At 57.0% G+C, this 15718-nt stretch carries 17 protein-coding genes; 10 read left to right on the top strand and 7 right to left on the bottom strand.

From position 1 onward, the window contains the following. Position 1: 1 nt before the first annotated feature. From ENTCL_RS03810 to ENTCL_RS03800, 3 genes are read left to right on the top strand one after another with little or no spacing between them, the layout of a single operon-like run. Positions 2-1138, top strand: a complete 1137-nt coding sequence (locus tag ENTCL_RS03810) for an HlyD family secretion protein (protein ID WP_013364787.1) — start codon at positions 2-4, stop codon at positions 1136-1138. Positions 1139-1176: 38 nt separating this feature from the next. Next, positions 1177-1800: a helix-turn-helix domain-containing protein gene (locus ENTCL_RS03805; protein WP_013364786.1), complete on the top strand. Its 624-nt coding sequence runs from the start codon at positions 1177-1179 to the stop codon at positions 1798-1800. Positions 1801-1833: 33 nt separating this feature from the next. Next, positions 1834-2766 carry a LysR family transcriptional regulator gene (locus ENTCL_RS03800; protein ID WP_013364785.1) on the top strand — a complete coding sequence of 311 codons (933 nt, stop codon included), beginning with the start codon at positions 1834-1836 and terminating at the stop codon, positions 2764-2766. A 9-nt stretch (positions 2767-2775) separates the two neighbouring features. Here ENTCL_RS03800 and ENTCL_RS03795 read toward each other — a convergent pair whose 3' ends face one another. The 3 genes from ENTCL_RS03795 to ENTCL_RS03785 form a co-directional block, all read right to left on the bottom strand. Next, positions 2776-3087, bottom strand: coding sequence for a LysR family transcriptional regulator (locus ENTCL_RS03795; RefSeq protein ID WP_013364784.1), 312 nt, complete (start codon positions 3085-3087; stop codon positions 2776-2778). Between the two features lie 434 nt (positions 3088-3521). After that, on the bottom strand, positions 3522-5381 hold the full coding sequence (gene gss, locus ENTCL_RS03790; protein WP_013364783.1) for a bifunctional glutathionylspermidine amidase/synthase: 1860 nt from the start codon (positions 5379-5381) through the stop codon (positions 3522-3524). 115 nt (positions 5382-5496) lie between these two features. After that, a complete protein-coding gene (locus ENTCL_RS03785; protein ID WP_013364782.1) occupies positions 5497-6912 on the bottom strand; it encodes an aldehyde dehydrogenase family protein in 1416 nt (471 codons plus the stop codon). A 106-nt stretch (positions 6913-7018) separates the two neighbouring features. On the opposite strand from ENTCL_RS03785, the gene ENTCL_RS03780 reads away from it, so the two are divergent. The 4 genes from ENTCL_RS03780 to ENTCL_RS03765 all read left to right on the top strand — a co-directional run bounded on the left by ENTCL_RS03780 (position 7019) and on the right by ENTCL_RS03765 (position 10515). Then, positions 7019-7936: a LysR family transcriptional regulator gene (locus ENTCL_RS03780; protein WP_013364781.1), complete on the top strand. Its 918-nt coding sequence runs from the start codon at positions 7019-7021 to the stop codon at positions 7934-7936. Between the two features lie 58 nt (positions 7937-7994). Next, on the top strand, positions 7995-8861 hold the full coding sequence (gene yghU, locus ENTCL_RS03775; RefSeq protein WP_013364780.1) for a glutathione-dependent disulfide-bond oxidoreductase: 867 nt from the start codon (positions 7995-7997) through the stop codon (positions 8859-8861). Between the two features lie 129 nt (positions 8862-8990). Then, positions 8991-9323 carry a glycine zipper domain-containing protein gene (locus ENTCL_RS03770; protein WP_013364779.1) on the top strand — a complete coding sequence of 111 codons (333 nt, stop codon included), beginning with the start codon at positions 8991-8993 and terminating at the stop codon, positions 9321-9323. Between the two features lie 214 nt (positions 9324-9537). Beyond that, complete coding sequence (locus ENTCL_RS03765) at positions 9538-10515, top strand: sensor domain-containing diguanylate cyclase (RefSeq protein WP_013364778.1); 978 nt, start codon at positions 9538-9540, stop codon at positions 10513-10515. Here ENTCL_RS03765 and ENTCL_RS03760 read toward each other — a convergent pair whose 3' ends face one another. Both ENTCL_RS03760 and ENTCL_RS03755 read right to left on the bottom strand, forming a co-directional pair. Next, positions 10516-10803, bottom strand: a complete 288-nt coding sequence (locus ENTCL_RS03760; RefSeq protein WP_013364777.1) for a DUF2623 family protein — start codon at positions 10801-10803, stop codon at positions 10516-10518. A gap of 64 nt (positions 10804-10867) precedes the next feature. Next, the gene (locus ENTCL_RS03755) at positions 10868-12490 is read right to left on the bottom strand and encodes a methyl-accepting chemotaxis protein (protein ID WP_013364776.1); all 1623 of its coding nucleotides are present in this window, start codon (positions 12488-12490) and stop codon (positions 10868-10870) included. Positions 12491-12726: 236 nt separating this feature from the next. On the opposite strand from ENTCL_RS03755, the gene ENTCL_RS03750 reads away from it, so the two are divergent. Beyond that, positions 12727-13767, top strand: coding sequence for an aldo/keto reductase (locus ENTCL_RS03750; protein ID WP_013364775.1), 1041 nt, complete (start codon positions 12727-12729; stop codon positions 13765-13767). 46 nt (positions 13768-13813) lie between these two features. Here the strand turns inward: ENTCL_RS03750 and ENTCL_RS03745 are convergent, their stop codons facing one another. Continuing rightward, positions 13814-14317: an ESA_00282 family adhesion-associated protein gene (locus tag ENTCL_RS03745; RefSeq protein WP_013364774.1), complete on the bottom strand. Its 504-nt coding sequence runs from the start codon at positions 14315-14317 to the stop codon at positions 13814-13816. A gap of 102 nt (positions 14318-14419) precedes the next feature. On the opposite strand from ENTCL_RS03745, the gene ENTCL_RS03740 reads away from it, so the two are divergent. Both ENTCL_RS03740 and ENTCL_RS03735 read left to right on the top strand, forming a co-directional pair. Then, positions 14420-14824: a hypothetical protein gene (locus ENTCL_RS03740; RefSeq protein ID WP_013364773.1), complete on the top strand. Its 405-nt coding sequence runs from the start codon at positions 14420-14422 to the stop codon at positions 14822-14824. 5 nt (positions 14825-14829) lie between these two features. Then, on the top strand, positions 14830-15249 hold the full coding sequence (locus ENTCL_RS03735) for a hypothetical protein (RefSeq protein WP_013364772.1): 420 nt from the start codon (positions 14830-14832) through the stop codon (positions 15247-15249). Between the two features lie 42 nt (positions 15250-15291). Here the strand turns inward: ENTCL_RS03735 and exbD are convergent, their stop codons facing one another. After that, positions 15292-15717, bottom strand: a complete 426-nt coding sequence (gene exbD, locus ENTCL_RS03730) for a TonB system transport protein ExbD (protein WP_013364771.1) — start codon at positions 15715-15717, stop codon at positions 15292-15294. Between the last annotated feature and the right edge of the window lies 1 nt (position 15718).

Raw genomic sequence — 15718 nt, 5'->3', positions numbered from 1 at the left:
TGTGGATTTATTAATTATTCTTACTTACGTCGCCTTCGCCTGGCTGGTCTTCAAAATCTTTAAGATTCCGGTCAATAAGTGGAGTATTCCAACCGCGGCGCTCGGCGGTATTTTTCTGGTTGGCGCACTGATTCTGCTGATGAACTATAACCATCCGTACACCTTCCAGGCGCAAAAAGCGGTGGTGTCGGTACCGATTACCCCGCAGGTCACCGGTATCGTCAGAACAGTGACCGATAAGACAAACACGCTGATAAAAAAAGGCGAGGTGCTGTTCGAGCTGGACCCAACCCGCTATCAGGCGCGCGTGTCGCGGCTGGAAGCGGACCTGGTCACCGCGATTCATAACGCCGAGTCGCTGCAGGGACAGCTGGATGAGGCGAAAGCCAACACCGCGCAGGCCAGCGCAGAGCGCGATCGCCTGTATAAAGATTACCAGCGCTATTTGCAGGGCAGCAAAGCCAAGGTTAACCCCTTCTCTGAAAGCGATATCGACAACGCCCGGCAGAACTATCTCGCGCAGGACGCCATGGTGAAGTCGGCTCTGGCGCAGCAGGCGCAGATCAAAAGCCAGCTGGATAGCGTCATGAACGGTGAGCAGTCGCAAATCGCCAGCCTGCGCGCCCAGCTTGCTGAAGCGAAATACGATGTCGAGCAGACGGTCGTGCGCGCCCCGAGCGACGGCTACGTAAGCCAGGTGCTGATTCGCCCCGGCACCTTTGCCGCCGCGCTGCCGCTGCGTCCGGTGATGGTGTTTATTCCGCAGCAAAAACGGCAGATTATCGCGCAGTTCCGCCAGAACTCGCTGCTGCGTCTGAAACCGGGCGATGAAGCGGAGATCGTCTTTAATTCGCTGCCGGGCCAGGTCTTTAGCGGCAAGCTCACGGCGATACAGCCGGTTATCCCTGGGGGTTCTTACCAGGCGCAGGGTACGCTGCAGTCGCTGACGATTGCCCCGGGTACCGACGGCGTGCTCGCAATGATTGAGCTGGATGCTAACGAAAGCATCGACGCGCTGCCGGACGGTATCTATGCGCAGGTGGCGGTCTATTCCGACCATTTTTCCCACGTCGCCATTATGCGTAAGGTTTTACTGCGAATGACCAGCTGGATGCACTACCTCTACCTGGATCACTAAGCGCGTTTTTCACTGTCGGTTTTATCCCGGAGGGTGCCATGTTGACCATTATTAGCGAGTGTCGGTTTTCCCTACTGGCGTTGAAGCATCTGTTTGCGGCATCAAAAACGGAGGTAACGACGTTCGCTGAATGGCTGCTGACGCCGCAGCGCACCAGCTCGCGCCTGCTGGTCGTGGCTTCCCCGGGCAGCTCGCTGCTGGATTTGCTCTCCGTTTTCGAAAGCGCCATCCAGCGCGGAGTGAAAAGAACCACGCTGCTTGGCACGCCCGAGCAGCACTTCTTTCTTAACCGCTGGGGGGTTTCTCCCCAGCAGCTGCTCTCTCCCTGCCTGCCGCCCGAAACGGTCTATGACCAAGTATCGGCGTGGACCGGTCCGGCCGCCAGCCAGCGGCCTTATCGACAAAACGTGGTAAACCTGACCCCGCGCGAGCGCCTGGTGCTGCTGGCCTCGATGAAGGAGTCAGGGGTGGAGGAAGTTTGCCGCCGGATGAAGATTTCAATAAAAACCTTTTACAGCCACCGCCATAATGCGTTAAAGAAGCTGGGATTAAGCTCGGTACGGCAAATGCTGGGCGGGAGCTGTAATGCGCTTCAGGCATCAAAACAGTACATTGGCGTTTCCCTGGATAATCACCTGAAGTCGCAGCTCAGCTACACTTAATAGCAGGCTCCACCGTCACTACGTACAGACATAATGAAACAGCTAAAAATTAAGGATCTGAAAATCCTCCTGGACGTTGCGGCAACGCAAAGCTTTAGCCTGTCAGCGAAAAACATCGGGCTGACCCAGGCCAGCATTAGCAAGAGCATTGCGGCGGTAGAAGAAACGCTGGGGATTAAGATAATCGAGCGGGAAAAGCGCCCGATAGGGCTCACCACTTTTGGCGAAACGCTGCTGCCCCACATCAAAAAGCATATCCATGAAAATGACGAGCTCTTTGAGCTGGTCGAAAACTATAAAAAGGCGCCTGTCGGGGAAGTGAATATCTACTCGCCTTCGGGTATGCAGGCCTACCTTGCCGACACTATTCTGCCCCCCCTGCTGCACCGCTTTCCGGAGCTGAACGTAACGATCACCACCTCTAACCTGCATCAGGCGGACTATTTTAAAGGTATCAGCTTCGATAACTCCTGCGACATTCTGATCTCTTATTCACCACCGCATAATCACAATCTGATCGCCCGTAAGGTAAAACGCATCAGGCTGGACGTGTTTGCCACCCGGGCATTTCATGAGCAGCATCCATTTACCACGCCGGAAGAGCTTTCCCGGCATCCGTTCATCCTGCTGAGCGCCATGGCGAACAACAGCTATGAGAATGTGTTCGAATTCACTCAGACAGACACAACAGACGTCAAATCCGTCGCGGTGACGGGAAAACTGAAGTTCGATAATCTTTACACGGCGGTCAACTGCTGCAGAAAAGGAATGGGCTATATGGTCGCCTCCGAGCTGCTGTTGCAGGACGTCAGCGAAATACGGCCGGTGTTGCCGCCTGAATGGGGGATTTATATTGACTGCTATGTCATATACCGCAGCAGAAAAAACCTGCCATTCCGGGTACAGTCGTCGTTAGACTATATTATTGAGCTAATGGCAAACGACGGGGAAGCGGTTCCAGCATAAGTACCGGGATCAGATTTCGTCCATCACCCGTACAGGCTTGCTGCCCGCCAGCGTATAGCGGAAGTTAAAAAACGTTTCGCTGATCATTTTATCCAGCTCAACGGCATATTTTGTCGGTTTCAGACAGCGTCCTTCGCGCTCGAAAAGCGGAACCGGAAAGTAGGAACAAAACCGCTTGAGCATAATGCTCACCGTCGGCGCAGAGCAGTTCATCACCACGCTGGCATTAAATATAGTTTTATAACTCATCACCGCTGAAAAATAGAGTACAGAATTCAAATCAATATTTTTAAGATATTCAAAATCAGGCTTTTCCAGCATTTTTATTTTCTCTTTAATCACTTAATAGAAGCAAGCTCATAACAACATAAAAGATAAGCATTTCAAATAACTAAATATAAACAATTTAATATCGGATATTTTTCAAAACAAATAACATCCGTTCAACTATCACATGAATATCGAACAGATATAGCGCATTGGTTCTCTACCTTAAACAATTGCACTAATAACCACAATTTTTTAAATTATTTAAATTACGCAAACAATTATGTATTTATAAACAATTCCGTTTTCTGGCGTCGCTCAGGCATTGCACCCGCGCCCAGATTCAGGGTCTGCGTTAAAGAGTAACAAAACCACAAAAAAGATAAACAGTTAAAATATACAAAACAATGAATACTATTATTCCAGAATGATGAGGAATGCTCCGGCGGGCAGCGCCGCCGGAGCAGGATAAGGACAGAACGGTAAGATTAGCGTTTCTCAACCATCAGCGGCTCAATATCGCTCTCTTTTTTAATAACCAGCGAATCGTCGCCGCGCAGGCAGGTGCCGCCGTAGTTGCCGCCGACGGTAAAAGTGCATACCTGAATGTACTTCCCGTCCACCTTCGGCAGGCACCACAGCTGCTGGTAGATGTTCTTGCGATCGAAGAACTTGCCGGAGCTTTGATCGAGCAGCTCATCGTCATGGCTCACCAGATCGATATTACTGCCGCAGCGTCCGGAGATAGGCTTCACCGCATAGCCGGTTTTCGCCAGCTCCTCGTTCACCACGAAGTCGGTATCCAGCAGATAGCGATGGTGCGGGAAAAGCTGCCACAGCACCGGGAGAATCGCCTTGTTGCCAGGAATAACCGTCCACAGCGGCTCAAAGACCATCACCTCCGGGCGCAGCAGGACGTCGATAAGGCGCACCTCGTTATGCGGATGGCCGGTGCGAATAGGCACCGCGGCAAATTCGGTTTCGCTGACTTCGCGCACCTGCTCGATCGCGGTTTCCCACGCCCAGGTTTTCCACACGCAGTTTACCGGGCGGCTATCGCCATCGATAAGCTGCCCGGCGGCATCCCAGTGCAGCTCGTCCAGCCCGTAGAGGATTTTGCTGTCAAACCCGGCTTCTGTCAGCGCACGCTGCATAAAGCGGGCGTGATAATTCTCCTCCAGATCTTTATCCTGCATGATATGCACGAACGGCCGGGCGGTGCTGTGCTTCCACGCGCCGATAAGCTCGCTCAGCAGGTCCTCTGACGGGTTGTGTCCTTTCCCCGCGTAGCCGGTTTTGGCCCACTGCTCGAGTATCAGCCCCCCTTCCGTGTGGCAGGAGGCGGAATCGGCGTTGTACTCGTAGACCTTGAGCCCGCGCTCATCCATACAGAAATCCATACGCCCGGTGATCATATCGTGGCGACGGCGCTGCCATGAAAGGCGCAGCCGCGGCCAGAGGATCTTCGGAATATCGAACAGCGCCAGCAGGTTATCGTCCTTCATCACCTTGTCGGTGGCATGCAGGTACATCAGATGCAGCTCGTTGGTGGCCTTGATAAGCTCCTGCTCGGCGCACTCGCTGATGGTGAAATACTGGCAGGGATCTTTATTGATGAAATGACCGTTGGCCCTGACGTAGGCCGCCTGCAGCGAATCCTGCTCGTTAAGCCAGTGACCGTCGTACTGTCCGTGGTTGGCGAGGCGGGCGCCTTCGATGACCATTGCCGCGCCCGGCAGCGCCGGCTGCGGCAGGCTGTGTTCGGTATCGTCGGTCTGGATCATCCAGCCGAGGATCGTCGTATCATCGAAGGTATCTTCAATAGTGTAGCGGCCGTCTTTCACCACCAGCTTCAGCTCGCGCGTCCACTGCTGCCCCTGGGGTAGCGGTGAGTGAATGACGTTTTGCTCGGCAATGCGCACCTTATTGCCCACCAGCTGGGTGATCACCGCCACGTGACCGGTATCGTTAAATTCGCCGCCCTTTTGCCAGATCAGCAGCGAGCCCGCCAGCGGCGCACGCTGCGAACCGTTGGCAAACGCCTGCAGCGCCAGCAGGTTGTCATTGACCACCTGGCGTAAAAAGCGCAGCGAGAAAATTTCGTAGGCCATACCGACATCGGTAAACACCACGCCGTAGGTCAGGAACAGAAAACGACGGGCGAACTCGACGCACTGCCACTTATGGCCCATGTATTCGTTATCGATATAGCTGCGAAATGAGACGTCGTCGGGGGGATTGCGGGGATCTAAACTGCCGTAATTCGAGGAATAAATGGCTACACCGCCCGGTGCGTACCCCAGTAATGTTCCAAACGGGGCGTCACTACCTGTTGTTCCTTTACTCATCAACCTGACCTTCACTATGCCAACTGAGTTGCGGCTATGATAGCACCCAGAGCGAAGCGGGGGGGTAATGTTTTGTCGCCCTCTCCGGCGAAGGAGAGGGCTATGGCGGCGGGGTTTACCCCACCAGCACCGTCTTCGGTTCGAGGTACGCCAGCATCCCCCATTTGCCCATCTCGCGGCCCAGACCGGACTGCTTAAACCCGCCGAACGGCGCCTTCGGCTCATGGGCGAGGGTGTTGACCAGCACGCGACCGGACTCAATTTTCGCGGCCATCCGGACACCGCGCTCGCGGTCGCCGCTCAGCACCAGCGCGCTCAGGCCGTACGCGGTATCGTTGGCAATCGCGATCGCCTGCGCGTCGTCGTCATAGGGAATAATCACCAGCACCGGGCCAAAAATTTCCTCCCGGGCGATGCGCATCCGGTTGTCGCCGACAAACACGGTCGGTTTGACAAACCACCCCTGCTCGCAGCCCGCCGGGCGCCCTTCCCCGCCCGTCAACAGCCGCGCGCCCTCCTGCAGGCCAAGGCGGATATAGTCCTGCACCCGCTGCCACTGCTTCTGGCTGACCATCGGACCGAGGTCGGTCTGCGCATCGCGGGGATCGCCGGATTTGACGTTGCCCACCGCCGCGGCAATCGCCTGTTCAAACTCCGCCTGACGACGGCGCGGCACCAGAATACGCGTACCGGCGACGCAGGCCTGGCCGCTGTTCATAAAGCCCGCCCCCAGCGCCAGCGGAACAGCCTGCGCAACGTCGGCATCGTCGAGAATAAGCGTGGGCGACTTGCCGCCAAGCTCCAGCGTGACGCGCTTAAGGGTCTGCGCTCCGCTTTGTACAATATGTTTCCCCACCGCGGTTGAACCGGTGAAGGAGATTTTAGCGATATCCGGGTGATGGTTAATCACATCGCCCACCACGTCGCCGCGCCCGGTCACGATGTTGAATACCCCCGCCGGGATCTGCGCCTCGTGCAGCGCTTCGGTGATAATTTGCGTCTGCATGGCGCTCATTTCGCTTGGCTTAATTACCGCCGTACAGCCTGCCGCCATGGCGGTCGCCAGCTTGTTGCAGATAAACCCGGCGTCGCTGTTCCACGGCGTGATAAGCCCGGCCACGCCGACCGGCGTCATAATGACCTGCGCGCTCCCGGCCTGCTCGACAAAGTCAAACGCCTCCAGCGCCTCGATGGCCTGCGCAATCACCTCGGCCGGGTACTGCGCCATCCAGCGGCCGCGCACCCTGGGCGCGCCATACTCGGTAACAATCGCTTCCATCAGCGCGTCTTCCCGCGCCGCGACGGCCTTATGCATCCGCTTCAGCACGGCGATACGCTCGCGTTTACCGGTCTGCGACCAGCCGACAAATGCCGCTTTTGCGGCGGCGATCGCCCGTTCGGCGTCCTGCTCATCGGCCAGACGCACAGAGCCAATCACCGCCTCCGTCGCCGGGTTGTGCAGGGCAAAACGCGCTTCGCCGTGCGGGGTCACGAACTCGCCGTTAATATAAATCGTGTCTATCTGCTGCATGGTGTTCTCTCCCTATTCTCATTGATGCAGCAGAGTATAGAAAACCGTGACTGCCGCGATAAGCGGGCCTATCCTTTACGGTCTGTACCGATAATCGGGATAATCTATGCACCGTACCGGCCTGACCGAACTGGAAGTGATCCTCGCCGTCGCGCACCGCCAGAGCTTTCGCGCCGCCGCGCGCGAGCTGGGGATGTCCGCCACCGCCGTCAGCAATGCCGTCGCCGGGCTGGAGAGCCGCCTGAAGGTGCGGCTGTTTAATCGCTCCACCCGCAGCGTCGCCCTGACGCCCGCCGGGCAGCGCTATGTCGAGCGCATTGCGCCCGCGCTGGCGGAAATCCAGCGGGCATCGGAAGAGATCATGGCGGAACCAGATTCCCCCAGCGGCACCCTGCGCATCAACGCGCCGCAGGAGAGCGTGTCGCTGCTGTTTGAGCCGTTGATTCAGCCCTATTTGCTGCGCTACCCGCAGATGCGCCTCGACATTACCAGCGAATCGCGGATGGTCGATATCGTCGCGGAAGGCTATGACGCCGGGATCCGCCTCGCCGAATCGGTGCCGCAGGATATGATTGCCGTGCCGCTGACCGGCGACCTGAAGATGCTGATTGTCGCCACACCGGAGTATTTCGCCCGCCACGGTAAACCGCAGACGCCGGACGATTTGCTTACGCACCGCAGCATCGGTATGCGCATGTCGCACGGCGGCCTGTATCACTGGGAGCTGGAGCGCCATCAGCAAAAGCTGACGGTCAACGTGCCGCCGCGCATTGTGCTCAACGAAATGCGCGCCATCCACCGCGCCGCGCTGAGCGGCGTGGGGCTGGCGTTTATTTCCGATGGGTTTGTCCGGGAAGACCTTGCCGCTGGCAGGCTGGAAAGCGTGATGGAAGCGTGGTGCCCGGCCTTCGGTGGGCTGCGCCTCTATTACCCCGGCAGACGGCATGTGCCGCCGGGACTGCGGGCGTTTATCGACCTGGCGCATGAATTACGCGCGCTGGCGAATAAACCCTCATCCGGCTAAACCGTTGTTCCGCCGCCTGCTACACTCCCTCAACACCTCACGCAAAAGGCAGGTTCACATGTCAGACAATAGCTACCAACCACCGAAAGTCTGGGAATGGAAACAAAACAACGGCGGCGCGTTTGCCAACATCAACCGCCCGGTTTCCGGCCCGACTCATGAAAAAACGCTCCCTGTCGGCAGCCACCCGCTGCAGCTCTATTCGCTGGGAACGCCCAACGGCCAGAAGGTCACCATCATGCTGGAGGAGTTGCTGGCGCTCGGCGTGACCGGGGCCGAATACGACGCCTGGCTTATCCGCATCGGTGAAGGCGATCAGTTCTCCAGCGGCTTCGTCGACGTCAACCCGAACTCAAAAATTCCGGCGCTGAGCGATCGCTCTGAAACTCCGCCGCTGCGTGTGTTTGAGTCCGGCAACATCCTGCTGTACCTGGCGGAAAAATTCGGCCATTTTCTGCCGAAAGACCGCGCGGCCAGAACCGAAACCCTGAACTGGCTGTTCTGGCTGCAGGGCTCCGCGCCGTTTCTCGGCGGCGGTTTCGGCCATTTCTTTAACTATGCGCCGGTTAAAATTGAGTACGCTATCGACCGCTTCACCATGGAAGCCAAACGCCAGCTCGACGTGCTGGACAAACAGCTGGCGCGCGGCCGCTATGTGGCGGGCGAGGAGTACACCATCGCCGATATGGCTATCTGGCCGTGGTACGGCAACGTGGTGTTGGGTAACGTTTATAACGCCGCAGAGTTCCTGGATGCAGAGCGCTACAGCAACGTGCTGCGCTGGGCCCGCGACGTCGGCAACCGCCCGGCGGTCAAGCGCGGGCGCATGGTCAACCGCACCTTCGGCGAACAGGCAGAACAGCTGCACGAGCGCCATCACGCCAGCGATTTCGACACCATGACGGAAGATAAACGTCAGGCGTGATCAACACTTTTGCAACATGGGGCATCATTAGCCTAATGGTTTACCCCATGTTGCTGGCAGGATCTTGTCGCCGCTCGCCTCCTGCGAGCGACGCAGATTTTCTCCACCGATAGTCACAAAGGAACTGTCATGAAGTTAATTAAAACAACGCTGATTATCAGCACGCTGGTTTTCTCCGCCTCAGGCCTGGCGATGGACAAAACTGCCGCAGGCGCCGTTGCCGGCGCAGCCATCGGCGCGGCAACGGGTAAAGACGTGAAATCGACCGTCGGCGGCGCCGTCGTCGGCGCGGGCACCGGGGCGATGTTCAAAAACGGCGACAAAGGCAAAGCGGCGCGCAAAGGCGGCGCCGTTGGTGCCGCTGTCGGCGCAGGCGCCGCCGCCGTGACCGGCAACAACGTGCTGAAAGGCGCGGCCGTCGGCGCCGGTACCGGCGCACTGATTGGCGAAGCGACGCACTGATCGCGATTCCCTCTCCCTGTTGGGGAGAGGGTCAAGAGTGAGGGGGGAGACTCCGCGCAACGCTCCCTGGCACCGGTCATTTATCGGTGATGTCAAAATGCCCCCCCAGAATATCGTCAATACTCCCCGTCGTTACCTCTTTTTTTCAGCGCCATATTTACAACCGCCGAGAAACTGACAAGAATAATTTCAATTCCCCTTCAGATTATTCCCAATGTCAGAACAGGCGCTGAAACAGCAGATTCAAAATCTGAAAAAGCATAACGCCCGCCTTTTGCGAATTGCGCGAGATACCCAAAGTAAGCTTAGCGCTGCGCTGGACGGAACGGGTCTGTGCCTGTGGCAGCTCGACGTGCCAAGCGGCAAGCTGATCATTTACAACCGCCGCTGGGGAGCGATGCTCGGCTATCAGCCCAAGGCTCTTAGCGCCAATTTCGACGTCTGGCGGGAACATCTGCATCCTGAGGACAAAGAATGGGTGCTGGACGCGTTTTACGGTCACCTGCAGGGAAAAACGCCGTTTTATGAAGCGCTGCACCGCATGCTGCACAAAAACGGCAGCATCACCTGGGTGCTGGACCGCGGACGAGTCAGCGAGTGGGATGACGACGGGAAACCGCTCAAGGTGACCGGGACCCATATCGACATGACTAAGGAGAAGCAGTACGAGGAGCAGCTGGCGCAGCTGGCCAACCACGATCCGCTGACCAGCCTTGCCAACCGCCATGCGCTGCTCAGACACTTCGCCCGCATGAAAGATGAAAACGCGCTGTGCATCGCGTTTATCGATCTGGATGATTTTAAAATGGTCAACGATACCTTCGGCCACCGCTGCGGCGATGAGCTGCTGATCCAGCTCAGCCAGCGGCTGAACGACGCCTGCCCGCCTGGCAGCATCGTCGGCAGGCTTGGCGGAGATGAGTTTGTGCTGCTGCTGCCCTTCGCGCTCAACAGCCTGCTGGTGTGGAGCACCGCGCACAACTGCCTGCGCGCGGCGCTATCGCCGTTCGAGCTTGAGCACGGCACCGCCAGCGTCGGCGCCTCTGTCGGCATTCATGAAGTGCAGGCAGGCGACGACTTCGTCAGCGCGCTGCGCCGGGCGGATCTTGCCATGTATCAGATTAAACGCACCGGCAAAAACGGCGCCGCCATCGGCAACACGCTGGTTTCGCTCTCCGCCGTCGGCGAGTGACTACCCTTCCAGCCGATAGCCTGCCATAAAATAACGTACCGCCAGCGACGACGGATTCTCACGAAAGAAGTCCATCACCATCTCCCGGTCCAGCCCGTAGCGACGGGTCAGGATCCCCGCCTCCCACGCGCTAAGCTGGCGATCGCCCGTTTTCTCGTACATCCGGTGGCTGTACCCCAACACGAAGCCCCGCTTATAGTCGGCGCAAAAATGCGCAACCTCGCGGGCGCTGTCGGCATGAGGCGCATTCAGCCCCGCCATAAGCCCTTTGCCAAAATGGTTTTCCATTGCTACCTCTCAAACGCTATATAAAAAATTATATAGCGATATTTTGAGCGATAGCCAGCGTTATTTAGAAGGTTACCCATTCCTGGGAGGGCGCGGATTTTTTACCCACGGCAGGCGCTGCCTTTACTGCGGCCGTATCGTTTTCCGCCAGGCGGAATTTCTGCACCGAGCGTTGCAAATCGTCGGTCTGCTGCTCCAGCGCGGCGGCGGCGGCAGAAACCTGCTCGACCAGCGAGGCGTTCTGCTGGGTCACGCTGTCCATCTGGGTAATGGCGACGCCTACCTGCGAAATGCCCTTGCTCTGCTCGGCTGAGGCGCTGGCGATCTGCTTCATGATGGCCGTCACCTCCTGTACCGCCCGCAGGATGGCATCCATGGTGGTGCCGGTTTCATTGACCAGCGTCGCCCCTTTATCAATGCGCGAGACCGAATCCGTTATCAGGTTTTCAATCTCTTTCGCCGCGTCGGCGCTGCGGCGGGCCAGATTGCGAACTTCGCCTGCGACCACCGCAAAACCGCGGCCCTGCTCGCCCGCGCGCGCCGCCTCTACCGCGGCATTCAGCGCCAGAATGTTGGTCTGGAACGCAATGCTGTTGATAACGCCGGTTATCTCGGAGATTTTCTTCGAACTCGCCGAGATGCCGGACATCGTGCTCACCACCGCGCTGACCAGCTCGCCGCCCTGGCTTGCCGTTTCCGACGCCGCTTCGGCAAGCTCGCTCGCCTGCTGGGCGTTGCTGGCGTTATGGTGCACCGTCGCCGTGAGCTGCTCCATGCTGGCGGCCGTCTCTTCCAGTGCGGACGCCTGCTCTTCGGTGCGCGATGACAGATCGTTATTGCCGGTGGAGATTTCCGCCGCCCCGCGCCAGATGTTCTCGCTGCCGCGGCGGATATTGCTCACCGCCTCGCGCAGGCTGTCCTGCATCGCGTTAAGCAGCGGCACCAGTTGCCCGACACAGTTGCGGCCAATCTCGGCCACCGGCTGGCTCAGGTCGCCCTGGGAGATTTGCTTAAAGTGGTGGCGCAGCGTCGCCAGCGGTTTCACCAGCATGGCGACCAGATAGCGGTCGGTAAACAACAGCAGCAGTAAGCCGACGATCACCGCCGCGATAATTAACGAACGGGTCGCGGTCGTCAGGCCGTCTACCACCACGCGGGTGTTATCCAGCCGGGTGCTGGCGGCGGCGTTAAACTGCTCGGTGCTGGCGCCAAACGCGCGGCTGAGCGCCGGGGTTACCGTCGTCGCCTGCTGGCGATACTGTTCGGCGGTGCCCTGGGTCGCCAGCTTCATTTGCGGAACAACGCCGTTATCGAGCAGCGCCTGCCAGTTAGCCAGCGTTTGGGCGGAAAGGGCGGCATCCATCGGGCCGGGAGAGATTTTTTTCAGCGCCTCAAGCTTGCCGCGCATATTGTCCAGCGCCTGCTGAACCGGGGCGAAATCCGGGTTCTCCCCGGCCGCTTTGCTTTCCATTGCCCGGCTAAGGCGGGTCACAAAACGGAAATACTGATCGTTGCCCTGGCTGAGCAGGGTCATCTGCGTCACCAGCTCTCTGTCGACCGCATTGCCTTCAGCGACGTTGGATAACGAAAACACGCTGTAAAGCCCGACGCCGGACCAAAGAAGGGCAAAAGTCCCCAGGATAGTCAGCATGACCATCCGGATAGTGAAGTTGCGAAGCAGGTACATAGGCTCTCCTGACCGTTACGAGGTAAATGTGATATTCATCACAATTAAGGAGTTATCGGCAGCGCGTCAGGAAGTTATAACGATTTGTGATAATTTTTCACTGAAATCGTTTTCATTTGTTAATAACGTCTGCGAATGCGGAAATCGCTCACACTGTGATCGCGCAAGCTTCTGCTTTATGCTGGAGAGGATAAGATAGAAACGACGTTTCAAAACGATTATCTGAAGGAGTGCTCATGTCCTGGTTAGCCAGTCCGGATCGTTATTCCCATATGCAGTATCGTTATTGCGGCAACAGCGGTTTGCAGCTGCCCGCGCTGTCGTTAGGGTTATGGCACAGCTTTGGCCATATCCAGTCGCTTGACTCCCAGCGCGCGCTGTTGCGTAAGGCCTTCGATCTGGGGATCACCCATTTTGATCTCGCCAATAACTATGGCCCGCCGCCGGGCAGCGCTGAGGAAAACTTTGGCCGCCTGCTGCGCGAGGACTTCGCCACCCTGCGAGATGAGCTCATTATTTCCACCAAGGCGGGCTACGATATGTGGCCAGGGCCGTACGGCTCCGGCGGGTCGCGTAAATATCTGCTGGCCAGCCTCGACCAGAGCCTCAAACGTATGGGGCTGGACTACGTCGATATTTTCTACTCGCACCGCGTCGATGAGAACACGCCGATGGAAGAGACGGCCGCCGCGCTGGCTCAGGCGGTGCAGAGCGGCAAAGCGCTGTATGTGGGCATCTCCTCCTATTCCACCGAGCGCACCCAGGCGATGGTCGGCCTGCTGCGCGAGTGGAAAATCCCGCTGCTTATCCACCAGCCGTCCTATAACCTGCTCAACCGCTGGGTCGATAAAACCGGGCTGCTGGATACGCTTGCCGACAACGGCGTCGGCTGCATCGCCTTCACCCCGCTGGCGCAGGGGCTGCTTACCGGGAAATACCTTAACGGCATTCCGGACGGTTCGCGCATGCAGGTGGAGGGTAAAAAGGCGCGCGGCCTGACGGAAAACATGCTGAGCGAAAGCAACCTCAACAGCCTGCGTCTGCTGCAGGGGATGGCGGAAAAACGCGGACAGACGATGGCGCAAATGGCGCTGAGCTGGCTGCTGAAAGACAAGCGGGTCACCTCGGTGCTGATCGGTGCCAGCCGGCCGGAGCAGCTGGAAGAGAACGTCAAGGCGCTGGACAACCTGCAGTTTAGCGCTGAAGAGCTGGCGCAGATCGACCAGTACGTGGCGGACGGTCAGCTCAACCTGTGGCAGGCGTCATCGAATAAGTAAGCTCGCCCGGCCCCTCTTTGTCCAAAGGGGGGCCGCTGCGTCGGCGTCAGATATCCTCCGGACGCACCTGCGGACGCTGATACTCCGGCCAGACCAGCGCCACCAGCGACGGATAGGCGTCCAGGCTGAACTCCTGAAAACACTGCTGCAGGTTGAGCACGTCCAGATCGCCGCGCGGAACCTTCTCGCCGTTCAGGCAGCGCTTTTTAATATTGTCGTAATATTTGTACACCGCCGAATTGAGGTCGCTGCAACGCCGTTGCGCATCAAATAAACCCGGTGTGGCGTTTAATTCTGCAATACTCATCCGTTTAATAGACGCATGAAGAAAGTCAATATATTCATGATTTACGCGCCAGTACCATACCGGCGTGATTGCATTCATCAATACCGAAAAATGATCTTCGCCCTCTTCTTTGCTCAGTAACTTAACCGGTGGGGAAACCGTTTCCGTATTGCCAGCGCCTTTTTTAGTAAAATCAGAGATAAATAAAAGAATAACAACGGTAAGTAATAGCAGCGCTATCACGAAATAGATAATACTGTTCATGGTTTACTCCATTTTTTTTGATTTTAAAATTCCACCATGATATTGTCAACGAACTCACTTCTTCAACGCACTTATCTTGTTGAAACTAAAAGGACATCAGGCATGATACCCGAGACGCTCATCCCGGCTTGCTTCCACATATCCGCCGCAGAGCAGGATGCCGGGAAAGCAGAAAATAACGCCAGTTTACCTCAAGGCAAGACAACGCTCGAAGATTATGAATCTGAAATATTGACGGCTATTAGCCATAATGGCCAGTCACGCAATATGCTGCTCGAAGAGCGCGACCGTCATTTAAAAGACCGCCTGTTTCGTGTGGTAAAAATTGAGACCTTTGCCCGCGTGCTCAATGACTTACAAATCGAGGGCGAAATTGATGCCCAGACATTAAGTCAAATTATTGCAGAAAAAACCGAGAAAATTAACGAAGCCGGAAATGAAATTTGGCTTAATTTAATCACCCGAGAAAAAACGTCAGCGTTATTCTATGAATTTCAGGCTGAGTAAAAAAAATGAAAGCGGTTGAGAATAATAACGTTTATTTGACTTTGGACGACAGAAACAGCGATGAAGTCATTCTCAAACATAACCTTGAGGCGCTGGTGAACGCCAGAAACGCCGCCATTGAAGAAACCGCCAAGGCGCTGGTGTCCATCCCCGCGGCGCTGGTGCGCATGAAGTGGCAGAACCGCCGCGAGATTTACGCCTGGCAGGTCAAAGAAGAGATCTACGGCGCAGCGCTGGCGGAAGTGATAGCGCGTAACCCTCAGTTGAAAGAGAAAATACTCGCCCACATTGAGGCCAGCTATCAGCATATCCGTTCACGCGAGACCGCCACTCTGCGCCTGACCCGCCGCCTCTCCGACGGCGATTTTCGCAGCGCCTGCGTCAATATCGTCGCGCGGGATGAAAACGCCGAAAAGCAGATGTAAAAAAGGCCGGCGTTTGCCGGCCTTGTCGCATATAGGGTGCCGTCACTGCGCTTTGACGGTCTCTTCGCCCACCAGGCCAATCTTCAGATAACCTGCCTGGTGCAGGGTATCCATCACCCGCATTATGGTCTCGTAGTCCACGGTTTTGTCGGCGCGGAAGAAGATGGTGGTGTCTTTTTTGCCTTCCGTCAGGGCGGTAATCTCCGCCACCATGTTGCCATCGGTGACCGGCTCGTTGCCGAGGAACATCGATTTATCCGCCTTGACCGTCAGGTAAACCGGTTTCTCCGGACGCGGCTGCGGCTGGCTGGAGGAGGCAGGCAGATTCACCTTCACATCCACGGTCGCCAGCGGCGCCGCGACCATGAAGATAATCAGCAGCACCAGCATGACGTCGATAAACGGCGTCACGTTGATCTCGTGCATTTCGCCGTTATCGTCCAGATTTTCATTAAGACGCATTGCCATC

This window comes from [Enterobacter] lignolyticus SCF1 (assembly GCF_000164865.1).
In the GTDB taxonomy this organism is placed as follows: Bacteria; Pseudomonadota; Gammaproteobacteria; order Enterobacterales; family Enterobacteriaceae; genus Enterobacter_B; species Enterobacter_B lignolyticus.
This window is presented reverse-complemented; position numbering and strand designations above follow the sequence as displayed.